General features: G+C 59.5%; 23 protein-coding genes. 8 read left to right on the top strand and 15 right to left on the bottom strand.

Annotated elements, in window-relative coordinates:
* Positions 1-164 precede the first annotated feature (164 nt).
* Positions 165-1,388, top strand: coding sequence for an adenylate/guanylate cyclase domain-containing protein (locus R6X40_RS25300; protein WP_318417200.1), 1,224 nt, complete (start codon positions 165-167; stop codon positions 1,386-1,388).
* 1 nt (position 1,389) lies between these two features.
* Here R6X40_RS25300 and R6X40_RS25295 read toward each other — a convergent pair whose 3' ends face one another.
* From R6X40_RS25295 to R6X40_RS25240, 12 genes are all read right to left on the bottom strand, one after another.
* Positions 1,390-2,628: an RNA polymerase sigma factor gene (locus tag R6X40_RS25295; protein WP_318417199.1), complete on the bottom strand. Its 1,239-nt coding sequence runs from the start codon at positions 2,626-2,628 to the stop codon at positions 1,390-1,392.
* Entirely contained in the window at positions 2,628-2,981 is a 354-nt protein-coding gene (locus R6X40_RS25290) for a YciI family protein (protein WP_318417197.1), read from the bottom strand. Before R6X40_RS25290 ends, R6X40_RS25295 begins: the two co-directional genes overlap by 1 nt.
* A 39-nt stretch (positions 2,982-3,020) precedes the next feature.
* A complete protein-coding gene (locus tag R6X40_RS25285) occupies positions 3,021-3,413 on the bottom strand; it encodes an MAPEG family protein (protein ID WP_318417195.1) in 393 nt (130 codons plus the stop codon).
* Positions 3,414-3,534: 121 nt separating this feature from the next.
* On the bottom strand, positions 3,535-4,092 hold the full coding sequence (locus R6X40_RS25280; RefSeq protein WP_318417194.1) for an isochorismatase family protein: 558 nt from the start codon (positions 4,090-4,092) through the stop codon (positions 3,535-3,537).
* A gap of 69 nt (positions 4,093-4,161) precedes the next feature.
* A complete protein-coding gene (locus tag R6X40_RS25275) occupies positions 4,162-4,761 on the bottom strand; it encodes a class I SAM-dependent methyltransferase (RefSeq protein ID WP_318417339.1) in 600 nt (199 codons plus the stop codon).
* A 105-nt stretch (positions 4,762-4,866) separates the two neighbouring features.
* Positions 4,867-5,937 (bottom strand): sn-glycerol-3-phosphate ABC transporter ATP-binding protein UgpC, encoded by a 1,071-nt coding sequence (locus R6X40_RS25270; RefSeq protein ID WP_318417192.1) that lies wholly within the window; start codon positions 5,935-5,937, stop codon positions 4,867-4,869.
* A gap of 4 nt (positions 5,938-5,941) precedes the next feature.
* Positions 5,942-6,775, bottom strand: a complete 834-nt coding sequence (locus R6X40_RS25265) for a carbohydrate ABC transporter permease (RefSeq protein ID WP_318417190.1) — start codon at positions 6,773-6,775, stop codon at positions 5,942-5,944.
* Positions 6,776-6,779: 4 nt separating this feature from the next.
* Complete coding sequence (locus R6X40_RS25260; protein ID WP_318417189.1) at positions 6,780-7,721, bottom strand: sugar ABC transporter permease; 942 nt, start codon at positions 7,719-7,721, stop codon at positions 6,780-6,782.
* A 111-nt stretch (positions 7,722-7,832) separates the two neighbouring features.
* On the bottom strand, positions 7,833-9,092 hold the full coding sequence (locus R6X40_RS25255; protein ID WP_318417188.1) for a sugar ABC transporter substrate-binding protein: 1,260 nt from the start codon (positions 9,090-9,092) through the stop codon (positions 7,833-7,835).
* 41 nt (positions 9,093-9,133) lie between these two features.
* The gene (locus tag R6X40_RS25250; RefSeq protein ID WP_318417186.1) at positions 9,134-10,306 is read right to left on the bottom strand and encodes a PLP-dependent transferase; all 1,173 of its coding nucleotides are present in this window, start codon (positions 10,304-10,306) and stop codon (positions 9,134-9,136) included.
* Entirely contained in the window at positions 10,303-11,022 is a 720-nt protein-coding gene (locus R6X40_RS25245) for a FadR/GntR family transcriptional regulator (protein WP_318417184.1), read from the bottom strand. Before R6X40_RS25245 ends, R6X40_RS25250 begins: the two co-directional genes overlap by 4 nt.
* A gap of 191 nt (positions 11,023-11,213) precedes the next feature.
* On the bottom strand, positions 11,214-12,377 hold the full coding sequence (locus R6X40_RS25240) for an NAD(P)/FAD-dependent oxidoreductase (RefSeq protein WP_318417183.1): 1,164 nt from the start codon (positions 12,375-12,377) through the stop codon (positions 11,214-11,216).
* Between the two features lie 74 nt (positions 12,378-12,451).
* On the opposite strand from R6X40_RS25240, the gene R6X40_RS25235 reads away from it, so the two are divergent.
* Positions 12,452-12,904: a MarR family transcriptional regulator gene (locus R6X40_RS25235; RefSeq protein WP_318417181.1), complete on the top strand. Its 453-nt coding sequence runs from the start codon at positions 12,452-12,454 to the stop codon at positions 12,902-12,904.
* 15 nt (positions 12,905-12,919) lie between these two features.
* Here the strand turns inward: R6X40_RS25235 and R6X40_RS25230 are convergent, their stop codons facing one another.
* Complete coding sequence (locus R6X40_RS25230; protein WP_318417179.1) at positions 12,920-13,924, bottom strand: LysR family transcriptional regulator; 1,005 nt, start codon at positions 13,922-13,924, stop codon at positions 12,920-12,922.
* 106 nt (positions 13,925-14,030) lie between these two features.
* Between R6X40_RS25230 and R6X40_RS25225 the strand changes: the two genes are divergently transcribed.
* Genes R6X40_RS25225 through R6X40_RS25205 form a run of 5 tightly spaced genes read left to right on the top strand, consistent with a single transcriptional unit; the run spans position 14,031 to position 19,520 of the window.
* Positions 14,031-15,668: a N,N-dimethylformamidase beta subunit family domain-containing protein gene (locus R6X40_RS25225; RefSeq protein WP_318417178.1), complete on the top strand. Its 1,638-nt coding sequence runs from the start codon at positions 14,031-14,033 to the stop codon at positions 15,666-15,668.
* A 21-nt stretch (positions 15,669-15,689) separates the two neighbouring features.
* Entirely contained in the window at positions 15,690-17,054 is a 1,365-nt protein-coding gene (locus tag R6X40_RS25220) for an aspartate aminotransferase family protein (RefSeq protein WP_318417176.1), read from the top strand.
* Position 17,055: 1 nt separating this feature from the next.
* A complete protein-coding gene (locus R6X40_RS25215; protein ID WP_318417337.1) occupies positions 17,056-17,988 on the top strand; it encodes a 3-keto-5-aminohexanoate cleavage protein in 933 nt (310 codons plus the stop codon).
* Positions 17,988-18,491: an N-acetyltransferase gene (locus R6X40_RS25210; protein WP_318417174.1), complete on the top strand. Its 504-nt coding sequence runs from the start codon at positions 17,988-17,990 to the stop codon at positions 18,489-18,491. Before R6X40_RS25215 ends, R6X40_RS25210 begins: the two co-directional genes overlap by 1 nt.
* Before the next feature lie 9 nt (positions 18,492-18,500).
* Entirely contained in the window at positions 18,501-19,520 is a 1,020-nt protein-coding gene (locus tag R6X40_RS25205) for a histone deacetylase family protein (protein ID WP_318417173.1), read from the top strand.
* A 264-nt stretch (positions 19,521-19,784) separates the two neighbouring features.
* Here R6X40_RS25205 and R6X40_RS25200 read toward each other — a convergent pair whose 3' ends face one another.
* Positions 19,785-20,279 carry a histidine kinase gene (locus tag R6X40_RS25200; protein ID WP_318417171.1) on the bottom strand — a complete coding sequence of 165 codons (495 nt, stop codon included), beginning with the start codon at positions 20,277-20,279 and terminating at the stop codon, positions 19,785-19,787.
* Positions 20,280-21,014: 735 nt separating this feature from the next.
* Positions 21,015-21,983, bottom strand: a complete 969-nt coding sequence (locus tag R6X40_RS25190) for a helix-turn-helix transcriptional regulator (protein ID WP_318417169.1) — start codon at positions 21,981-21,983, stop codon at positions 21,015-21,017.
* A 179-nt stretch (positions 21,984-22,162) separates the two neighbouring features.
* Between R6X40_RS25190 and R6X40_RS25185 the strand changes: the two genes are divergently transcribed.
* Positions 22,163-24,367, top strand: coding sequence for a TonB-dependent receptor (locus R6X40_RS25185; RefSeq protein ID WP_318417167.1), 2,205 nt, complete (start codon positions 22,163-22,165; stop codon positions 24,365-24,367).
* Position 24,368: the final 1 nt, after the last annotated feature.

Genomic DNA, 24,368 nt, shown 5'->3' with positions numbered 1-24,368 from the left:
TTTTGGCCGCCGCCTACCCACATCCGCCGCAACTTCAGAGGCCATCCCCTCACACATCTTCTCCGCACGGCGCGTCGCCCCGGCCCGCTGTTTCCCAAATCGATTCCGGATCGGTGGGTTATGCGCTAGACGTGTGAATGTCCGCAGGAACCAGGAAAATCGATATGAACGCAGACGATATCAGCGAGATTTCCGCCTGGTTGACGACGCAGGGCCTCAAAGGCACCGATGAAATGGACATCGTCAACGGCTTCTGTCAGCGCGTTCGCGCCGCGGGCATGGCGCTTGATCGCGGGCTTGCGCTGATCGATACGCTGCATCCGGTCTATGAAGGGCGGGCTTTTCAGTGGGACAGCAAGGAACCGGTGAAGACGGCCTTCGAATATGGCCCGACGAGCGAAGGTGTTTCGGAGCAAAACTGGGAGCGCTCGGCGTTCTTCCATCTGCGCGAGAACAATCAGGATGAGATCCGCCGGCGTCTTGGCTTCGGCGACCCCGCTGATTTCTACATGCTGGATGTGATGCTGGCGGCCGGGCACAAAGATTATCTCGCGATGATCCATCGCTTTGCCCAGGAGAGCCATATCGGCGATATGGACTGCTTCTATTCGCACTGGACGACCATGGATGAAGAAGGCTTTCGTGAGGAAGACCTGGCCGTCCTTCGACAGCTGGTTCCGGTATTGGCATTGGCTATCAAGTCAGGATCGCTGACGCGCATTTCGCGGACTATTGCTGAGGTCTATCTCGGCGAAGATGCCGCCAAGCAGGTGCTAGAAGGCCGCATCTCACGCGGTAAGGCCGAGCGGATTTCGGCAGTGCTATGGTTTTCCGATCTGCAGAACTATACCCGCATCTCCGACAACCTACCGCCGGACGAGATCATTCCCTTCCTGAATGACTATGCCGATGCGGTCATCTCCTCCATCCACGAGGCTGGCGGAAACGTGTTGAAGCTGATCGGCGATGGGACGCTGGCGATCTTCAAGGCAGAGGAGCGCGAAGATGCCTGCAGCCGGGCGCTGATCGCCGAGCAGAATTTACGTGCAAAGCTGAAAGGCCTGAACGAGTTGCGCCTGCTCGAAGGCCGGCCGGTCACCGAGGTCTATCTCGGGCTGCATATCGGCGATGTCTTCTACGGCAATATCGGTTCGAGCGACCGGCTGGATTTCACCGTCATCGGCCCTGCTGTCAACGAGGTCAGCCGCATTGCCTCGATGTGCCGCTTCGTTGATCGCAGCGTGATCATGTCGTCGCAATTCGTTGCTGCCGCGCCGCCGCCGCGCAGTTCGGAAGTGGTTTCGATTGGGCGTTATGCGCTGCGTGGGGTCAAACGGGCGCAGGAACTCTTCACGCTGATGCCGCTTGAGGCACCGGCGGTCGAATAGATCAAGGTTTATCTGCGGCCTGAGCCCGGCGATGCCTGAGAAAGATGGCGTCCGATGGATTGCTGGCAAGATCGATGGCGCGGTCATAGGCGGCAAGTGCCGCGCGATGCTGGCCGATGCGCGACAGCAACTCGGCATGGGCGGCATGAAACGGCTGGTAGGCCGTAAGCACCGGTGCAAGCGATTCCAGGACCCGAAGCCCGGCCTCGATTGCCCCGGCTTCGGCCAGTGCCACCGCCCGGTTCAGCTGCACCACCGGCGTCGGCTCCATCCGCAACAGGCTGTCATAGAGCAAAACGATCTGGCGCCAGTCCGGCGGCTCTGACTGTACGTGCAAGCCGGCGATTGCCGCCTTGATCTGGAACGGCCCGGCAGCGCGCCGCGCGATCGCCTGGTCGAGCAACGCCAGACCCTCGGCAATCCGTCCGTCATTCCAGAGCTTGCGATCCTGCGATGCTATAGGAATACTGGTTCCATCCGCAGCCAGACGCGCGGCACGGCGGGCTTCGGTAATCAGCATCAAGGCCAGGAGCCCTTCGATCTCGGCTTCGTTCGGACGCAGCCCGTTGAGCATGCGCCCGAGATAGATTGCCTCCTCGCCGAGTTGGCGGTGCTGATCGCCAGTGGAGCAGGAATAGCCTTGATTGAAGATCAGATAGACGACTGTCAGCACGGATTGCAGCCGTTCGGCCCATGCCTCCGGGCCGGGTACCTCATAGGGAATACCGGCCGCGAGAATCTTGGTGCGCGCCCGCGAAAGGCGTTGGCCCATGGTTGTTTCATTGTCGAGAAATGCGCCGGCCACCTCGGCGGTGCTCAGTCCGCCAAGCGTGCGCAGGGTGAGCGCCACTTGGGTCTTCGATTCCAAAGCGGGATGGCAACAGGTGAAGATCAGCCGCAGGCGCTCATCCTGAATGTCATCCGCCGTATCCTCGGCCGCTTCGTCGACGGAAAGGCGGGCGATCTCGGCGGTTTTACGGTCTTCGCGGGCGGACTTGCGCAGGAGATCGATCGCCTTGCGCAGCGCGACCTTCAACAGCCAGCCCTGAGGCGAGGCGGGCAGTCCCGTCCTGCCCCAATGCACGACCGCTGAAGCCAGCGCATCCTGCAATGCGTCCTCGGCCAGCTGGAAATTCTTCAGCCGGGCGATCAATGCTGACAACAGCCGTCCCCGATCCCTGCGTGCCAGGGCATCGATGGCCCTGGAGACGGATTGTGGATCGGGGGCGGCCGGTTGCATCAGGAATTATAGTCCATCAACGGCCGCACTTCGACCGTGCCATAGGCGGCCGAAGGAATCATGGCGGCGTAGCGCAAGGCGGTATCCAGATCGGGAACGTCCATGACGTAGAAGCCACCTAGCCGTTCCTTGGTTTCGGCAAAAGGGCCATCCATCGTTTCGACCTTGCCGCCGCGCACCCGCAGGCTTGTGGCCGTGTCGATGTCCTGCAGGCCTTCACCTGAGATATAGGCGCCTGCTGCCTTCAGGGTTTCATTGAAGGCGAAATAACCCTTCATCATCGTGTCGAATTCAGGCGTGCCATAGGCGGGCTCCAGCGACGGGTCGGAATAGATCAATGCCATATATTGCATGGTAGTTCTCCTGTTTTGGGGAATATTGGAAAGCTCGGATCAGCGGGTATACGCCGCAACGGCCAGTGCGACGGTGAGGGTCAAGGTTGCGAGAATGCAGGCGGAATTGCCGATGATCCGCAGCGGATGGACCGGTGCATTGGCGCGCAGGCCGAACGGATGCGCGATCCGCCCTGCGACGGTCAGTCCGCCCGCCGCATGCAGCCAGAGCGGGCCAACGCCCTGTCCCTCGGCCAGAATCATCAGGATCAGGATCATCGGCACCCATTCGACGAAATTGCCGTGCCGGCGAATGCGTTCATGCAGGTCGACATTGCCGGCGTCACCGATAGAAAGGCTGAGGGCCGAGCGGGTTTTGCTGACATTGAACCATAGCAGCAGAAAAATGACGGCCAGAGCGATTGCGTATAGCGAGGTAATCGGAAAATTCATTTCGGTTCTCTTTGTTTTCGGTCTCTACACCCCAAGAACGCTGCTCGTTTCGGGATTTCGACATGGCGTGAAAATGATTTTGTATTTTTTTGATGGAGCTGTTGGGCTGGGAAACCGGGCGCTACTTTTGTGAGGGCCAGGCGAAACGGATGTCCGCAACCGACGCTGCGACCGTGATTTCGTCGCCGAGCGACCATTCCGCCGCGCGTGCTGCCATGCTGGCCGGAACCTTTGCCGATCCTCCGGGACCGGGGGGAACATCATAGGTCGCATGACCGTCATGGGGCAGGATCACGCCGTAGTCGCGCTGCATCGCCGCCCGTGCCGTTGCCGCCACGCACATTTCCGAGAGTACTCCGCAGAGTGCCACTGTATGGATACCGAGCCGGGTCAGGATATCGTCCAGCTCTGTCTGCTCGAAGCCATCGTCCGTCGTTTTTCTGACAGTGATTTCATCGACGCGCGGTGGAAAATGGAGTTTCCAGCCCGGTTGACGCGGCTCGTCGGGTGCGCCTGCCTCACCGTCATTCTGCAGGAAGATGATAGGGGCCCCAGCCGCTCGTGCGGCATCGATCAAAGTGCCGATCGCCTCCAACAGTGCCGTATGCCCCGGGACCGCTTCGCTGCCAGTAACAAACGCCACCTGAACATCGATGACAATGAGTGCATCTGCTTCCATCCGCTGCAATGGCTCCCCCCAAACAACGTTTCGTCCAATGCCCATAAGACGGGCAAGAGTTTTCAGGTCTCAGGCGTGCTTTGTCGCCAGGACGTGAAGCCAGTCAGTGGGCTTGTGGTCATAGCCGCTTCCCGATTGCGCTTCGACCGAAACCGATGTCCAGGCCAATTGGGCGTATGTTTCTCTCAGCCAGCTTTCGGTGGGATAGTTGTAGTACCGGTCGAACGCGTCGCGACCTTCAGCCTGCCCAGCCTTGAAGCTGGCATAGAAAACCCCGCCAGCCTTCAGTGCGGCGTGGATGCGGACGAGAATGCCAGGCAGTTCGGGTCTGGGGATGTGCAGAAGGCAGGCATTGGCCCATATCCCTTCATAGACATCTTGTTCGTTGAGATCACCGAACAACAATGTGGCAACCGGTATTCCGAGGCGTTTTTCTGCTTCGCGGGCAATTTCCGGAGTGCCGTCCGTCGGGCTGACGGCAAACCCTTTCGCGATCATGAATTCGCTGTCCTGTCCGCCGCCACATCCGAGCTCCAGAATCGTGGCCCCCGGCTGTAGACGCGAAATAAAAATCTCGATGCGTTGCCGGCTCGGCTCTTGGCCTCTGGAAGTGTAGGCAGCCGCTTCGCTTCCGTAAAAGCGCAAGGTTTCAGGGTCGTGAGACATTATTCTTTCTTAGAATTTACGCATAAGCCGTTGTTTATACTGTAAATACTGAAAGTCTTTGGTAAAGTCAAAGCCCCGCTTCTGAAACCCTTCCTGATGACAAGTAGATCAGACTTTCTGTCCTGCCTCATTAAAGAAATGCAGGTTCGGTACGGGAAGTCTGACGTTCACTTCGCCGTGCATGCCCAGGAACTTGCGGTCGAGCGTGAAGGCTTTGAACGCGACGGGGCCGAGCTTCAGGTGGACGATGATGCCAAAGCCGGTGGGTTCGACGAGATCGACGGTCGCTTTGAGAACGTCAGGGCCTTCGGCGCCGAGAACGACATGCTCCGGCCGGATGCCGAGCGTGGCGCGGCTGCCGTCGGGGAGATTGGCGGCTCCTCCGAGCGGCAGGATAACGCCGCCGGTTAAGGCGAAGCTCGCCGTATCGCCAGTCGCCATATAGCGGCCTTCGAAGAAGTTCATGCCGGGTGAGCCGATAAACCCGGCGACGAAGAGGTTGGCGGGATTATCGTACAGTTCCAGCGGGCTGCCGACCTGCTGGATGATGCCGCCATGCATGGCAACGATCCGATCGGCCAGCGTCATCGCCTCGATCTGGTCATGGGTGACATAGATCGAGGTGGCGCCAAGATCCTGGTGCAGTTTTTTGATTTCGGCACGCATCTGCTCGCGCAGGCGGGCATCGAGATTGGACAGCGGCTCATCGAACAGGAAGGCCTTTGGCTCGCGCACGATGGCGCGGCCCATGGCGACACGCTGGCGCTGACCGCCGGAGAGCGCCTTGGGGCGGCGTTCCATCAACGGATCCAGCCCAAGTTTTGTGGCCGCTACGGCGACGATGGAGGCGACCTTTTCCTTGGCGGTTTTGCGAAGGCGCAGGCTGTAGCTCATGTTCTTGGCGACGCTCATATGCGGATAGAGCGCATAGGATTGAAACACCATGGCGATGTCGCGGTCCTTTGGAGCAAGGTCGTTGACGCGCTTGCCGTCGATGCGGATTTCACCGGATGTGACCGCCTCGAGACCAGCGATCATGCGCAGAAGCGTGGACTTGCCGCAGCCGGAAGGGCCGACGAGGACGACGAATTCGCCGTCCTTGATTTCAAGGTCAACACCGTGCAGCACCGGATGGATGCCATAGGACTTGCGGATAGCGGCGATATCGATGGATGCCATGGGATCAGCCTTTCACGGCGCCGGCCGTCAGGCCCTGCACGAGGTAGCGTTGGATCAACAGGAAGAACAGGCAGGCCGGAATGAGCGCCATGACGCCCGCAGCCATCATCTGTCCGAAATCAACAGAGAATTTGGAAACGAAGGAAAGCAACCCGACCGGGAAAGTCGCAGAGTCGTTGCCGGAGATCAGCATCAACGAGAACAGCAGTTCGCTCCACGCTGCGGTGAAGACGAAGCCGAGGGTTGCCGCAATACCGGGCAGTGTCAGCGGCAGGATGATCTGGCGGAACGCAACGAACTGTGTGGCGCCGTCGATCATCGCCGCCTCTTCGAGGTCCTTCGGAATGCCGTCGAAGAAGGATTGCATCAGGAAGGTGGCAAACGGCACGTTGAAGGCGGTGTAGACGATCACCAGACCCGTGAGGCTGTTGGTGAGGCCGAGCGGCGACAGCATCTTGAAGATCGGCGCCACCAGCATCACCAATGGGAACATCTGTGTGAGCAGCATCAGCGTGACGATCCAGTATTTGCCGCGGAAGGTGAAGCGCGACATGGCGTAACCTGCCAATGACGCCAGAACCGTAACGATGATCGCGGTCGAGCCGGAGACGATCAGGCTGTTCTTGAAGAAGGTCGGGAATTCGCTGTGCTTCAGGACGAAATCGAAATGCTCGAAGCTCGTCCGCGACGGCCACATCCGGATGCCTTCGGAATAGAGCAGCTTGTTGGGCGTAACCGAGACCTTCAAGAGCCAGTAGAGCGGGAACAGCGCGAAGACGACATAGGCGAGAATGGCCAGCCGGTGCGCGAGGATGGAGACGATACGTTTTCCTGTCATGATCTCAATCCTTGCTCAACAGCCACTGACGCAGGATCACGATCAGCATCGAATAGGTGATCAACAGCGCCAGGAGAACGAGCGCGATGGCCGAGGCGTAGCCGAAATCCAGGCGTTTGAAGGCCTGGGTGAAGATGTAGCTGGCAACGATCTGGCTGCGATCGGCCGGTCCGCCGTTGGTCATGACGATGATCAGGTCGGCGAAATTGGAAATCCAGACGGTGCGCAGAAGCACGGTGATGGCAATCGTGGGGGCGAGGAAGGGCAAGGTGATCGAGATGAAACGCTGTACCGGCCCGGCGCCATCGATGCTGGCCGCCTCATAAAGATCGCGTGGGATCGCCTGGAGCGCGGCAAGCAGCGTGATGGCGAAGAAGGGGATGCCCCACCAGACATTGGCGATGATCGGGCCCCACATGGAAAGCTGCGGATCGGACAGGATATTGTAGGGCTCGCTCATCAGTCCCATCGCGAACAGCCAGTGCGGAATGGGGCCAACGACGGGGTTGAACAGCCAGGCCCAGTTGAGACCGGCGAGAAAGCTTGGTACTGCCCAGGGCAGGAACACCAGCGCCTGAACAATGGCGCGGCCGTAAAACGGTTTGTCGAGCAGAAGCGCGAGGATCAGGCCGAAGACGAACTGCAGGAGAACAGACCAGCCGGTCCACCACAGCGTGTTCTTCAAGGCCCGGTAGAAATTCTGGTCCTCATACAGCGTCCGGAAATGATCGAGCCCGATGAAGCCGCCGGACATGGGGTTGAGCAGCTGGATATCGCGGAAGGCATAGGAAATGCCGAGCACCAACGGCACCAGCATGACGGTGACAATCAGGATCAGCGCGGGCGCGCTATAGAGATAAGGAGCGGAGGCATCGGCAAGACGCTTCTTCAGCGGCCGCTGGTCCCTGCGCGCGCCGCCATTGCGGGCTGCTGCATGTGAAGCCATCGTCAAATATTTCCAATTTGCGGGCACGGTGAGGCGCACCGGCTTTTCCGTCAGGGAATAAGCCGCAGGCAGCCGACGTCATGTCGCTGCCTGCGGTTAAAGGCTGATGACTTATTTGCTCGCGAGGAACTTCTGTTGAGCCTTGGTCATGTACTCAGCCCATTGCTTGGCCATTTCTTCCGGCGTGATATCGCCGAGCATGGCTTCCTGACTGGTCTTGATCGCCAGGGAATCCTTGAAGAACGCGAACTCTTCCAGGTAGGTCGGCATCACCGTCGGAATTGCGTCCTTGTCGGCCAGTTCTTCGAACCAGCCCTTGAACTGGTCGGTGGCAAAGAAGGGGTCCTTCTCGGCGGATTTGAGCGCCGGCAGTGCACCGATCTTCTTGTTCCACTCGATATTGCCTTCCGGGCCTTCAAGCGTGGCGATCAGCTTCCAGGACAGGTCCTTGTTGGCGCTGGCAGACATCATCGACCAGCCGGCAAAGCCGATGGTCGGGAAGGTCTTGCCGGACGGACCCTTCGGCATGGTGGTAACGCCGTAATCGGCCGCGTCCATGCGCTCTGCGATAGCGATCAGCGCATCCGGATCCTGGTCAAGCATGGCGCAGGTGCCGGTGTAGAAGCCGGCAACGATTTCGTTGAAGCCCCAGTTGACGCTGTCCTTCGGCGCATAGCCGTTCTTGTAGAGGTCGGTTAGCCAGGTGAAACCCTTGACCCAGCCTTCTTCAGAGAACTTCGACGTGCCATCGGCGTTGAAAAAGGTGTTGTCGCCAGCCATCGTGGCGCCCATCATCATCCAGCCGTTGAGGCCGCCCGGACCGCCGCGCATGCAATAGGCATATTTGCCCGGCAGCTTCTTGATCTTCTCGGCAGCCGCGACGAAGTCGTCCATTGTTTTCGGCGGGCCGTCGACACCGGCTTCAGCGAAAATTTTCTTGTTGTAGAACATGGCGCGCAGATAGAAGCCGTACGGCAGCATATAGGCCGTGTCCTTGACGTCGCGGCCGAGTTCCAGTGCGCGGTCTGTCAATTCCGGTGTCTGGTCCCAGGTCTTGAGGTAAGGCTCAAGGCTTTCGAGCATGCCATTATTGGCGTAGAGCGACAGCCAGGTGTCTGGCATTTCCATGACGTCCGGGATTTCGCCGGCCGAAACCATCGTGGCGAACTTCTGGAAAGCTTCGCCCCAGGGCAGCGAGATGATCTCGACTGTCGTGCCAGGGTTGGCGGCCTCGAACTTGGCGACGATCGACTTCAGCGTCTCGGTGCGTTCCGGGCTGGTGATGACTTCCACCAGCTTGAGCTTGGTATCGGCGAGCGCGGTGCCCGCCATCAGCGTGGCGACCATGGTCGCGGCAATCAGTTTCCTCATTTTCGTTCCCTTTTATTGTTGGATGGTTGCTTGCTTTCGTGTCAGCCTACCGATGCGGCAGTGATTGCCGCTTCGATATCGCTCCAGAGGGCCTCCGTTCCCTCCAGGCCGACATGGAGCCGTACCGACCGCGGACTGATGCCGAAGGCGACCGCGGAATTGGGTTGTGCTTTTTGTGAAAGGACGACTTCGCCCGGCACGATCAGGCTTTCGTGGCCGCCCCAACTGACACCGAGCTTGAACAGCTCGAGGTGATCCGAGAACGTGCGGACATTGACGCCATCCTTGAAGATGAAAGAGAACAATCCGGACGTGCCCTTGAGGCCGGGAGCCAGCTGATTGGCAAGGCCCGGGTAGCAGACGGTCTCGACGGCATCATGCGCCTGCAGGCGCTTGGCGATCTCGACGGCCGACTGTTCATGCGCCTTCATGCGGATCGGCAGCGTGCGCATGCCGCGGATCAACAGCCAGGCATCGAAGGGCGAGAGCTTGCCGCCAAGATAGGGATAGGCTTCGGCGCGGATACGGCCGATCAGCTCTTTCGAACCGGCTACGACACCTGCGACGACATCGCTGTGACCACCGAGATATTTCGATGCCGAATGGATAACCAGATCGACGCCAAGTGAAATTGGCTGCTGGAAAATTGGGCTTGCCCAGCTGTTGTCGATGGCGGAGATGACGCCATGCGCCTTGGCCAGCGCCGCCAGTGCTGCGACATCATGGGTTTGCATCACCCAGCTGGTCGGGCTTTCGAGATAAAGGAACTTCGCGCCGGGCAGGGCCTTGGCGACTTCTTCCTCGTCCTTGCCATCGACATAGGTGACTTCGATGCCCATGCGCTTGAAGAACGTGCCAAACAGGCGATAGGCATCGGGATAGAGATGCTTGACCGCAACGATGCGGTCACCCGGCTGGACGAAGGACAGGACAGTAGAGGAGATCGCCGACATGCCGCTGGCAAAGCCGATGGCATCTTCGGCGCCCTCGAGTTTGGCTAGCATTTCCTCGAATAGGCGCACCGTAGGGTTCAGGCCGCGCGTATAGATCGGGCGGACTTTTTCGCCGCGATAGGAGGCGACCATGTCGTCATAGTCGGTGAAGGTGAACAGCGACGTCTGCACGATCGGCGGTACGACGGCGTCATAGGCATTGCTCATGTCGTGGGCGACGATGAGAGAGGCTTCTTCGAACGGATCAAACCCGTTGCTCATTTGGACATTTCCTTGATGTCTTCCTCGACGATGGCGAGGATTTTCAGTGTTTCAGCGCGCGCGGCTTCGGGATCCTGCGCGGCGATGGCGTTAAAAAGAGTGCGGTGGAACGGAAACGACCGGCGGGCAAAGTCCGGCCGATCGAAAGGTCTTTCCCAGAACCGTTCGAAAGCGCCGCGCATCTGTTCGAGGAGCTGCTTGAACAGCGGATTGTGGGTGGCGTCATAGATGGCGAGATGGAAGGCAAGGTCTTCCGGGCCGGATGTACCCTTGGAGAGATGCACCCGTTCCATTTCATCGAGCTTTTCTTCGATGATCTTGATGTCTTGCTGCGTGCGCATCCGCGCGGCGACCATGCCGGCTTCAGCCTCAATGCCGCGGCGGACTTCCAGCGTCTTCAACAGCACGTCGCGCAGATGCGTGGTTTCCAGCGATAGCGGCATGTGGATTGTAGTGCCGGAGATCGGTTTCAGCAGGTAGGTGCCGCTACCCTTGCGGGCCTCGACGACGCCGAGTGCTTGGAAATGGCGGATGACCTCGCGGATGGTCGAACGGCCGACGGCAAGGGCTTCCATCAGCTCGCGCTCGGCTGGCAGCCGGTCACCGGGAGCAAGGTTGGCTCGCTGAATGTAATCCGCGAGCGCCGCCGTCACCTGCTGCGCCCGGTCGGCCGGGGGCAGAGGGAGGAGGGTCGCTTTCGGATCCGCGTGCTTCATCGTCCGCTTTCCAGATAAGACCAAAATTGGTCTGACATCTGAGCAATAATGCAAATCGCACCGAAGCCGTCAAGCCCGTTTATCGGGGAGGGGATAAACGGGCCGGGTGCAGTGCTTGGGTGGTTGGCAGGAACTTGGCAGCGTTGCGAGGTGCGGTTTGGGCTGGAAAGCTGGCTGCTCGATGTGTCCTGTCAGGCTGACGGAGCCGCGGATTTGCGCTCGTTGAGATGGGCCTGAACATGCTGAAGGGTCAACTCAAGCCCGATGTGTGAGAGTTCGGTTGCTGCCGCTTCCGCCGCCTGCTCGGCCGGTTCGACGATGCGTGAGAACATCGCCAACTCGTAGAGTTTGACGGCCCGTTTCCAGTCGCTGTCTTCGATCAGATGCCGGGCGAGTTCTGCTGCATCGAGCATGGCCGCATTGACACCCTCGCCACCAAAAGGCGACATAACATGGGCCGCGTCGCCGATCAGCGTGATGCCGGGCCGGTTCTGCCAATGATGACCGACGGGAAGGGCGTAGATCGGCCGGGAGACGATCTGTTCATTGCTGGCATGGATCAGGGCAACCAGCTCGCGCGCCCAGCCGTCGAATTCGGCCGCAAGCCGCGTGCGAGCGGAGACGGGTGAGGAGAAGTCGAACGTCTTTTCCGCCCAATCCAGCGGGACGCGAAAGATGGCATAACCCCTGAGATGGGCATTGGCATTGCGTTGCACGATCATGCCGCGACTGTCGCCTTCAACGCCGATCTTCCCGCGGCCGACCAATTTAGAAATGGCAGGATGACGGGCATCGACATCATCGATCCCGAACTCGATGAAGGTCAGCCCGGAATATTGCGGCTTATAGGCCGACACAAGCGGCCGCACCCGCGACCAGGCGCCATCCGCGCCGACGACGAGATCAAACATGCCGGTTGAGCCGTCATCAGTCAGCAGATCATAGGCGCCGTCGTCCCGTTGCCGCACATCCCGGATCGCCTGTCCCCACCGGATGATGTCGGTCGGCAGCGAGTCCAGCAGGACCTGTCGAAGCGCCGTCCTGTCAACTTCCGGACGCTCGCCTTCATCGGCGTCGTCGTCGGAGAAAAGGAGATTGGCAGATTTGTCGTAAAGTCGTCCGCCCTGGTCGTCGTAACGGGCAATTCGCCGGAATTCTGCTTCGAGGCCCGCTTTTCTCAGCGCAAGCTGGCCGGATTCCAAATGTAGATCGAGCGTGCCGCCCTGTGGTCTGGAAAGCGCGTGTTCCTCCCGTTCGAACACGGTGGCAGCTATGCCGTGGAGATGCAGGATGCGGGCGAGGGTAAGGCCGCCAGGGCCGGCGCCGATGATGGCAATGCGCGGTGATGAGGTCATGGACACAGGTTCCCTGTTGATATATATAGGGACCTATATAAATAAACATAGGCACCAATGCAAGTGTGGGTATTATGACGGACTGGAATGTGTTTGCGTCGCCGGCACCCCTGATAAATATGGCCTCGCGTAGTTTTGCCCGGCTGGGGGAGCGCCGGGTTAAGGCCCATGGCTTCAGCGTCGGCCAGCTTCCGGTGCTTTACCTGCTGAAGGATCGGGCAGCGCTGTCGCAGAAGCAGCTGGCCCAAATGGTCAAGATCGAGCAGCCGTCGATGGCACAGATGCTGGCGCGCATGGAGCGGGATGGGCTGATCCGCCGGACACCGGATCCGAACGACGGCCGCAGCAGTCTCATCTCGCTGACGGAAACGGCGCTATCACGGCTGCCGGCAGCGCGGGAAGCTCTGAGCGAAGGAAGCGGCCGCGCACTTGCGGGGTTCAGCGATGAGGAGGTCGGGACGCTGATTGGCCTTCTGCAGCGCCTCAACGCCAACCTGGACCAGCTCGTTGCCGACGAGGCCGACTAATGGTCACTGCGGCATTCATTCAGGGAATGTCATATTGGTCGTCCGGCCAGAGGAATCAGATAGGCCGGCCGGGTAAGTGCGATCGCTCAACGGCACGGTCTCGGTCGCGGCGAGCAGGCGGTCGACCAGCAGGTTCTCTGCCCGGCTGCCGCGTGCCAAACGCCGGGTGACCAGGTAGACATCGGCCGCAGGCGGGTTTTCGTAGGGTGGTAGTTGCCAGAGTTGGCGCGCCTCGATATCGGCGGCGACGACGTGAATTGGCAGTGGGCCGAAGCCGAAACCAGCCTTGATCAGCCGCTTGACCTCTTCGAGATTGGTGAAAAGACCGAGTACGTGGCCGTTGAAGTTTTCCCGCTGCCGCAGGCGCGCGATCGGCGCCAGAGCGCCGCCGAGATGATCCGTCTTGAAGGACACGTAATCCAGCGACGCAAGATCGGCGGTCTTGGTGCCGCGCTTGCCGAACAATGGATGGCCGGGCGCGCAGAAGAAGCCGAAATGCTCGCGATAAAGCACCGTATAGTCCAATTCCGGGTGCTTTTCCTGGGCGAGGCAGATGCCAAGGCAAGCCTCGCCCGACAGCACATTATCAATCACCGTCTGGCTGGCGGATACCGTCGTGGAGAAACTGACGCGCGGAAACGTCTTGTGGAAGTCGGCCAGAAAACGATCGAGGAACGGGCATTCGATGTGGCTGGCAAAGGCCGCTTCGACGTGGCCGGTGACCAGATCCGGGTCGTCCCTGACGAGATCGGGCAAGCCGTTGACGGTGTTGAACATAGTCCGGCATTCGGCATAGAGCCGCGCGCCGGCCGGCGTCGTGCGGAAATGGTTGGACGAACGGTCGAGCAAGCGGCAGGCCATGTGTTCTTCGAGACGGCGCAGCGCATTGCTGATGGTCGGCTGTTTCAGCGATAGGCGGTTGCCCGCTGCCGTGAGGCTCTTTTCCTCGACGATCACCGTGAAGGTGCGCAGAAGGTTCCAGTCGATCTCCCAGACGAAGCGGCGCCTTGGGTTGGGCATGGGTCACCTCATTCATTTGGTGAATGCTGGTGCTTCACCTAATGTATTTGTCGGGCCGAGTCCATTGTGGTTTGATCATTGTAACCGGAGACGAGCGAGGCGTGACGTGACCGACAGTACCCAAGTTTTCCCCGATTTCGGGTTGACGCCCGAGGAGCGGCATCAGGCCGTGCGCGGTCACTACTACGAATATCCCGGCATGGACGGCGCCCGCGGCGAGATCTGGTGCTACACGCGCTCCTATGCCTATGCGCGCGGTGCGATGGTGGATCTGCATATCAGCTCGACAGCGTCTTCCTGCCGGCTGGAGATCGTTCGCGACGGGGCGGTTGAGACAAGCGTTTATGGCACCGACGCCATCGCCACCAGCTGGCAGGAAACGCCCGATCAGGTCTCCGTCACCGGATGCGGCTGGGAGCCGACCTTTTCATTTCAGGTTCATGACAGCTGGCCATCCGGCGCTTACCGGATCACGCTGACGGCCGAGGGCCGTGACGGCAAGCCGATCCAGTGTCATCATCTCATCATCGTTTTGCCGAAGGCAGGTCCGAAACCCGGCCGTATCCTGCAGGTCGCTGCCACCGGCACATGGACCGCCTACAATACCTGGGGTGGATCAAACCACTATCAGGGCATCACCGGCCCGAACCGCGACAAGTATGCCACCACTGTCAGCGTCGAGCGCCCGCTCTGCCGCGGCTTCGTCGTGCTTCCGCCGGATGCGCCGCGTGTGCCGCTGGAGGTGAGCCTGCCACCGGGGACCATTCCGCGTTATCCGCATATGGAATGGGCTTTCGCCAACGGCTATTCGAAGAAATACACCTCGTCCGGCTGGGCCAGCTACGACAGCCAGTTCTTCCGCTGGGCGGAGCGCCAGGGATACGGTGTCGATCTCGCCAGCCAACATGAGCTTCACAACAATCCCGGCATTCTCACTGATTATGATTGCGTCGTCTTCGTCGGCCATGACGAATACTGGACCTGGGAAATGCGCGATGCCGTCGACGCCTATGTCGATCAGGGCGGACACGTGGCGCGCTTTGCCGGCAATTTCATGTGGCAAACGCGGTTGGAAGACGAAGGCCAGCGGCAGGTCTGCTACAAATATGTCGCCCGCAAGGAAGACCCTGCCTATCAGGACGGTGATGTCACCCGCGCTACCAATTCCTGGGAAGCCCCTGAAATCGGCCGACCCGGCGCACTAACCTTTGGGCTCAACGCCACCAACGGCGTCTATTCCGGCTGGGGTGGCTGCGCGCCGCGCGGGGTGCGTGGTTTCCCGATCTACCGGCCACGCCACTGGGCCTTCGCCGGAACCGGCTTGTTCTACGGCGATCTGCTCGGTGCCGACAGCCATATCTATGGCTACGAAGTTGATGGGCTCGCCTACGAAATCCGCTACGGCCTTCCATATCCGACTGCCGACAGCGGCGCGCCAGAAGGGCTGGAAATCCTCGCACTCGGCATGGCGAGCCAGGTCGAGGAAAGCGATATCCTGACGCGTGAAGACCTGTTCTTCGGCGACGAGGATGGCCGCTTCATCGCCGAAACCCTGTATGGTGACGCCTCCGACGAAAACATGGAAAAGGTCCGTTACAGCAACGGCATGATCGTCAACTTCAAGCGTGGCAAGGGCGAGGTTTTCCACGCCGGCACCTGCGAATGGGTGGCGGGCCTGCTGCGTAAGGACGCCATGGTCGAGCGCGTTACCGCCAACGTTCTCAACCGCTATCTCAACCGATAATTTCATCCAGAGCAGAGCATCATGAACATCCAAGCCAATGAGCGGCCCGCATCCCATCTCTTCTATGTAACGCGTCTGCGCCGGCCACTGGTCGACCGTGCCGAGGGTATCTATTTCTGGACACAGGACGGGCGCCGTTTCATTGACGGGTCGAGCGGACCGATGGTCAGCAATATCGGTCACGGCAACCGTCATGTCATCGAAGCGATGAAGCAGCAAATGGAGAAAACGAGCTTCGCCTATCGGCTGCATTTCGAAAACGAACCGGCCGAGGAGCTGGCCCGGCAGTTGGCGGGCAAAATGCCCGGTGATCTCGACCGGATTTTCTTCGTCTCCGGTGGTTCCGAAGCGGTGGAATCGGCGATCAAGCTTGCCCGGCAATGGGCTGTTGCGACCCATCAGCCAAAGCGTTGGAAGGTGATCTGCCGTTTTCCGTCCTATCACGGCGGCACGATCGGCGCGCTCGGCGTTACTGGCGATCTGGCGCTGACCGAGACCTTTGCGCCGCAGATCCAACCGATGCCGGCCGTTCCGGCGCCGACAGCTTACCGCGACCGCGACAACCTGACGATGGAACAGCGCGGCCTGCGGTATGCCGATATGCTCGAAGAGAAGATCCTTTCAGAAGGGCCGGAAAGCGTCGTCGCCTTCATCATGGAGCCAATCGGCGGAGCGGCAACGGCCGCGCTGGTGGCACCTGACAGCTATTTCTCGCGTATCCGCGAAATCTGCGATAAATACGGCATCCTGCTGATCCATGACGAGGTGATGAGCGGGGCCGCGCGCACCGGCCGCTATCTCGGTGGCGATCACTGGAATTGCAAGCCGGACATCATCACCTTGTCGAAGGGCATCGGCTCGGGTTATGCCGCGCTCGGCGCCATGGCGGCCTCGGCGAAACTGGTAAAGCCGGTGCTCGACATGGGCGGCTTCCAGCACGGCTACACCTATGCCGGAAATCCGCTTGCCTGCGCTGCAGGCCTTGCGGTGCTCGAGGAGATGGAACGGCTCGGCGTTGAAGCCAATGCGTCAGCAATGGGAGATCTGCTGAAGTCGGAGTTGGAAGGGCTCGCCAAGCGCTTTCCGTTCATTGCAGGGGTGCGCGGCAAGGGTCTGTTGATCGGCGCCGATCTGGTGGCGGATCCGCTGACATTCAAACCCTTTCCAAAGGCGCAGGCGACCAACCAGCGGCTGCTCGATATCGCCTATGAGAAGGGCCTGATCCTCTATTCCCGCCGTATCCGTGGCGATGGCTACGAGGTTGATAATCTGATCCTCGCGCCGCCGCTGATCATCACCGCTGAGGAAGTTGGTGAGATGGTCTCCATCCTGGGCGATAGTTTCGAACAGTTGGCGCGCGAACTCCATCTGCCGGTGAATGGCTGAGATCATGAAAAACAAAGTCATCATCACCTGCGCAGTCACCGGCTCCGTCCATACGCCGTCGATGAGCCCCTATCTGCCGGTCACGCCGGACCAGATCGCCGAACAGGCGATCGCGGCGGCCGAGGCTGGCGCCTCGATTCTGCATCTGCATGCGCGTAACCCGGCCGATGGCCGCCCAACCGCAGATCCGGCCGTGTTCATGCAGTTCCTGCCGCGCATCAAGCAGGCAACCGACGCCGTCATCAACATTTCCACCGGTGGCAGTTCGCTGATGACACTGGACGAGCGGCTGGCCGCTTCGCTTCAGACGCAGCCGGAAATGTGCTCGCTCAACATGGGGTCGATGAATTTCGGCATCTTTCCACTGGCAAAACCCGGCATGGAATGGCAGCACGAATGGGAGCCGCAACTTCTCGAGGCGACACGCGGCACGATCTTCAAGAACACGTTTGCCGATATCGAGGATATCCTCAAACGGCTGGGCGAGGGCTGTGGTACCCGCTTCGAGTTCGAATGCTATGATGTCGGCCATCTCTATTCGCTGAAGCATTTTTACGATCGCGGCCTGGTGAAAGGCCCGCTGTTCATCCAGTTCGTGCTCGGCATTCTCGGCGGTATCGGTGCCGATCCGGATAATCTCAGCCATATGAAGCGCATCGCCGACAAGCTGTTCGGTGATGATTACCGCTTCTCGGTGCTGGCCGCCGGGCGCCAGCAGATGCCGCTGATCACCATGGGGGCAGCGATGGGCGGTAACGTTCGGGTCGGGCTGGAGGACAGCCTCTATCTTGGACGCGGCGAACTCGCCAAATCCAATGCCGATCAAGTGGGCCGTATCCGCACGATTATCGAGGCCCTGTCGCTGGAAGTCGCGACGCCGGACGAGGCGCGGACGATGCTGGCACTTAAGGGCGGCGATCGGGTGGGTTTTTGATGGCGGAACAGGAAGCCAATATTCGCCTTGCCACGGCCGGCGACGCCCCGCTGATCCATGCCGGCTTGCTGATGATCGCCAGACATCTCGGTGCCGAGGGAAAGGTGACATCGACGCCAGACGATATCCGCGAACACGGGTTTGGCGCCGTGCCTGCCTTTACGGTTCTGATCGCTGAGATCGGCAGTCAATTTGCCGGGTTGAGCCTTTTTTTCCCGAGCTTTTCGACATGGCGGGGTGAAAAGGGGGCCTATATCCAGGATATCGTCGTCGATGAGCGGTTTCGAGGCGCGGGCATAGGTGTCGCGCTTTTGCGCCAGACAGCAGCGCATGTGCGTGCAGGCGGCGGCACGTATCTGCGCCTGTCAGTCGACGCGAAAAACGTTTCGGCGCAACATTTTTATCAACGGATGGGACTTGTCTGGTCGCAGGAAGAACGGATCCATGCGGCCTATGGCGACGTCTTCGAAGCGCTGGCCGGACAGCACGAAAGCGGGGTTTGAGGGATGAGCATGAAGGCTTTCTATGCAGAAGAGCAGGCGAAACACGATCCGAAGATGTTCCTGTCGAGCGGCGCACCGCAGCCCAACCCGGAAAAGCCGGAGCGGATTGCGCGCCTGCTCGATGGCGCAAAGGCAGCCGGATCCGAAATCGTCCGGCCGCGTGATCATGGCCTGAAGCCGATCGCCGCCATCCACACGCCGGAATATCTCGAATTCCTGCAGAACATCTTTCTTCGCTGGCAGCGGATCGAGGGCGCCTCGGAAGAGGTGATCCCCAATATCCATCCGCTGGCGCGCACCGGCCGTTATCCGGCTTCTGCCGTCGGCCAGGCCGGTTACCATATGGCCGATACGGCTTGCCCGATATCAGCCGATACCTGGGGCAGCGCTTGCTGGAGCGCGTGGAGTGCCGTCGAGGCGGCGGAAGCGGTGCTTGCCGGCGCACGCCACACCTACGCGCTCTGCCGTCCGCCGGGCCACCATGCCTTTGCCGATGTCGCCGGCGGTTTCTGCTTCCTCAACAACTCGGCAATCGCCGCGCAGCATCTGCTTCAATCGTCCAAACGCGTCGCAATCCTCGATATCGACCTGCATCACGGCAACGGCACGCAGGGCATTTTCTACGGCCGCAGCGACGTCCTGACGGTTTCGTTGCACGCCGACCCGGTGCGCTTCTATCCGTTCTTCTGGGGCAATGCCGACGAGCGTGGCGAGGGCCTCGGCCTTGGCTACAACTACAATCTGCCGCTGCCACGCAAGACGGCGGACGCCGGGTTTCTGGAGGCGCTGGACGCCGCAAACCGGCGCATCGAAGCCTATGCACCGGATGCACTGGTGGTCGCGCTCGGCCTCGACGCCTTCGAAGGCGATCCCTTCGGCGGACTATCCGTCTCGACACCGGGCTTTGCCCGCATCGCCGAAGCCATCAGCAGCCTCGGCCTGCCAACCGTCATCGTCCAGGAAGGCGGCTATCTCTGCGACGAACTCGGCGACAATCTGACATCGTTCCTGACCGGGTTCGGGCATTGATAATGGGGTGTAAGCTCCAGCTGAGCTTACACCCCCAAAGCGCACTGAACTTCAGTTTGGCGGCATTCGAGGCAATCAAATCTACGATGTACAGGCGCCACGTAGTTCGCCTTGAAAAGCGTCTCTTTGTCTTCGAACACAATCCCATCCGCGAGCTTCGCCGCCTCCACGGATAGGACCCTGTCTGTCCGATGACTTCGGCCGAGGTTACAAGGCAAGAGATACTTCCGCACCTCTCGCTTGCATCCCGCCATGTCAAAGCGTCTAATTTGACGGCTTTAGCGACTTCAAAATTTCCCCCAAATCAGCGCTATGTGCGTCTTGGGTTGCTTTGGTGCCCCAATACGTCACCACAAGCATCTTGCCTTCAGCAGGCGATGCGAAGCCAAGAGAGATCTCTACAGGACCGTCGGCATCCTTGCCGTCGAACTCGATGCTGCCAAAGTTCATGCCATTGATTTCGACGTCGCCAGAATCTCTTTGCGTCGCGGTGTCAAGGGTGACGCCGTTCTCGGTCAGGAAATTGACTGCATCGTCAATGACCTTGTCCATATCCTTATCCGTGGCAACATCGATCGAGAAATAGATCGCTGAATCTGGCGATTTGGCTTCGATGCCGGAAATAGTCTCTTTAGGACCCCAAGCATCGGGGATGGTCACCGACGCAATCGGCGCATCGCTCGGAAAGACGAGCGTTCCGGCATGGGCAAGAAAGGGGAACATGGCAAATGCCGCAGCTATGATGAATGTCTTTTTCAAAAGAAGTCCTCTATTGGAAATGCGCTGTTTTCACGAGCAAAGGTGGCGACCCTATCGCTGCTCGCAATTAGACCGAAATAGTCTGAAGATCAATTTAAGTTGCTCTGAACGATAATAACCGCCGCCCTATCAAGGGCGTCGGGAGCAATCTGAATGCTTATTAAAGTGGGTCTCTGAAAAGTCAGTTAGTTCCATAACCTTCATTACCTGATCAGGAGCTGTAGCTGGGGTACATTCTATTTCCAAGTGCGACATGCCAATGATTACAATGGCTTCACTTTGGAGGTGTCGGCATGTCCCTTTGCTATTCGCAGTGCACCCTCACCGAACGTCGGCGTCTGTATCATCTCAAAGAACGGAAACTGCCGATTGGAGAGAGCGCAGGCCAGGTCGGGCGACTGGGAAAGGCGATCTGCTGATCTTCAAGTCGAGCTTGGCGAGACCAACGTCACCTCGCCTGTCCAACGCCATAACCGCTGCACCGTGATGCTCAAGAACCGCAGTCGGCATTCGCGACCGATCATGGACAAGATGGTTCTTGCCTTCTTGCCGCTACCGTTTTTTGCATGCCGCAGCTTCACGTTTGATCGCGGTACTGAGTTTGCCGGCTACAGGCCCTAGCTAGGAAGACGGCATTGGTGCCAGGAGTTGGTTCTGTGATTCCCATGCGCCTTGGCAGAATGGTGCTGTCGCGAATGCCAACGAGCGCCATCCAGACATCAAAGCGCCGCTCACCTACTGGCTTTTGCCGATGCTGGACGGGGCTGTCCCGTAGCGTTTGCGAAAGGTGCGGTTGAAATAGGAGAGGTCGCCGAAGCCGACATCGTAGGCGATGGCGCTGATCGGTTTTGCGCCGTTGTTCTGTAACAGCCGCTTCTTCGCGGCGGTCAGCCTTCTATCGAGCAGGTAGCGCGAAAAGGTCGTTCCTTCCTGCTGAAAGAGCTTCTGCACATAGCGCGGCGTCACGCCGAGGACTGCGGCAACCGAGCTTACGTCCAGATCGCTGTCAGCGAGGTTCGCATCGATATAATCCTTCACCGGCGACAGCCGCCCGGACGTTAACGCTGGTGCCTGCTGTCTATCGAGATAGGCAATGACCAGCGGCAGGATTTCGTTGAAATGAACATTTGCCATCTCCGCTTCTTTCAGCGAGTGCGGCCCGCGCATCAGGAGATAAGCGCCGTAGGTGACAAGCAGCTGCAGGGGCGGAAAGGATTTGGGGATTATCCGGAGCAGCAGCCGGTCGATCGCCTCGGGCGGCATTGCGAAGGAATGCATCGGAAGGCCGCCGCAGTCCACGCGCCCGCCCTCCGGCAACGACCATGCGAAGGGCCGTTCGCCCGACAGGAACATGAAGTCGCCTGATTGCGCCTCGACCCTTTGGCCATCCTGTTCGACCGCCAATGATCCCTCCATGCTTCGCAGCATGAGCACCCGTGCGCAACCTTGTCGCCCTTCCCCGGTGATGTGCAGGGAATTGGGCGGGAAGAAACATGTCATGACGCTGAGATCATCGACCTGGCACAGCATCCCGCGAAGACCTTTGAGTTCACTCATGTCGGCAAACACGACGTTACCGACAATACCTGAGAGCAACTCGGTGCAGAGGTTGCGCGTTTCTGCCTCGTCGAACTCAGCCGTATCGAAGTGAAGCGGGCTGACAGTGCCGCGTTCGCCGCCCGTATCGTTGTGGTATAATTGCAACTTTTCCACAGACCTTACAAAAGTTCGTTTTCAGCAGTGTCGGCTTCGCTCCAATCCAAGCCGGGTTGGACCGAAAGCCATAAACATGACTAATAGATACATGTTTAAACCGTTTGGACGCCGGGGACCAGAGTCTTCCCATGGCTTTGTTGGCGTCCGGGGACATTGAGGGACATAGAATGCATCATTACCTGCGTGCAAGCACCTGCCTTGCGCTGCTTCCGCTTGTTTCGTTTCCATTGTCGGCACTTGCGCAGGAAAAGCAGGAGGAAGGCGGGGCCACAGTCCTGAAGACACTGGTGGTTACCGCAACGCGCGCCGAGAGACCCGTTTCCAGTATTCCTGGCTCAGTGATCGTCATCGGCCAGGACGAAATTGCCGAGCAACTGAAGCTGACCAGCGATGCGGCAACGGTCGTCTCGAAATTCGTCCCCGGTTTCTCGGTTGCCAACCAAACGCTTTCGGGCGCGTCGGAGAGCTTTCGCGGCCGCGGCGTGCTTGTGCTGGTTGATGGCGTGCCGCGCAATACGCCATTGCGCGACGTCTCGCGGACCATGTCGCTGATCGATCTCTCCCGCGTTGAACGTATCGAAGTGGTCAATGGCGCCAGCAGCCTGTATGGCTCGGGGGCGACCGGCGGCACGATCAACTTCATCACCAAGAAGGACGCAAGCGATAAGCCGGTGATCACCGTGGAGACCAAGGTCAAGGCTTTCACCGAAAATGTCGGCAAGTCGGCTGGCCCCGAGGTCTCCGTTTCGGCGGCACAGAAAATCGGCGATTTCGATTACCTGCTTTCGGCAAGCGGCAAGAAGAGCCGCGTCGCCTATGGCGGCGATGGCCGCGAGCTGCCATCCGATGCGATGCTCGGACAGGGCGGCGGAGATCGCACCAAGTTTGGTGACCTCTATGCACGCCTAGGCTACGAGGTCGATTCACGGCGTTTCGAAATCTCTGGCGAAATCGTGCGCATGGACCAGAATCCCGACTGGTATACCAATCTCAACTCCAACCCGACCTCCCCGAATTTCGCGGCGCCTTACGTTGGCAAATCGGTTCAGGAAGATTCGAAATATTTCAATGCCCGCTATACTGACACCGACTTCGCGCTCGGCTCGCTTGAGGTCAAAGCCTTCTACAACGATATGGCCAAGCGCTTTCCATTCACCCAATACGATCCCATCTACAACAATCAGGTCTACTATTCTGGCAATCCCGCAAGCCCGCAGGCGGATTACTCCCAGACGACGCTCTACACGAAACGAACGGGGCTGAACGCTACGGTGGAAACCCCGCTCGATGCACTGCGGGAAGGCTCGACCCTGACGTGGGGTGCCGATTTCGTTCACGACGATACCTATCAGACGCTCAGCAACGGCCTCGACGTCATCAGCCCGATGACGCAGAATTCGATCGCAGGCTTCGTTCAGCTTCAGGTGCCGGTGACTGACCGGTTGCAGGTTCAAGGCGGGCTCCGCTATGAGCGCTATCACCTCAACGTCGAAAATTTCTTCCGCCCGTCGATTTTCTATATCAACCGCGTCTATCCCGGTATCAACGTCTTGGGCGGCACGTTCGATTACGACAACTGGACCTTCAATCTTGGTGCGACGTTCGATTTGACACCTGATGTTCAGGTCTTCGGCGGTTTTTCGCAAGGGTTTTCGCTCACCGATATCGGTGGCTTTACCCGGCGCGCGGGTGCCAACAGCACTGCCGAATTGTGCGATGCCTATGGCGCACTCGTTTGCCCGGGCGCCGGTGCTCCCGATTTTACGGTCAGCTACGCCTCCATCGCGCCCGACCCGCAGGTCGTGAACAATTACGAAATCGGCCTCCGCGGCGGTACGCTCGACTACGGTGGCTCCGTGTCGGCCTTCGTTTCGACCTCCGATGACGGCGTCAATTACGACGTGGCATCGAACCGGGTCTCACAGCAGAAGGAGAAAATCTGGGGTATTGAGGCAACCGCCTGGTGGCATGCCACGGACAACCTAACGGTCGGCGGTATTTTCGGCTACCGCGAAGGGCGCTACGACACCAACGGCGATGGCTCGGTCAACGCCTGGCTGCCCAACAACCGCATCGCGACGCCAGTTCACGGCACGGTCTATGGCACCTATGGCTTTGAGAACGGCCTCAATCTGCGCGGCGAGGTCCAGTTCTTCGCTGGCCGCGACAAAATCACCACGGCACCGGAAATCAAGAGCGCGGCTCTCGTCAACGTGCTGGCAAGCCGCAAGGTCGGAGCCGGAGATCTCAGCGTCGGCATCGAGAACCTGTTCGACACGGACTACATGAACCCAACGGCCAGCGCGACGCGCAACAACGTCGTCAATGGTTTTGGCCGCACAATCTCGGTCGGCTACAAGGTGACCTTCTAGA

The sequence above is a fragment of the Rhizobium sp. PL01 genome (genome assembly GCF_033447125.1).
Taxonomy (GTDB): domain Bacteria; phylum Pseudomonadota; class Alphaproteobacteria; order Rhizobiales; family Rhizobiaceae; genus Pararhizobium.
Note: the sequence above shows the minus strand (reverse complement) of the source record. Positions and strands in the feature narration are given on the sequence as shown.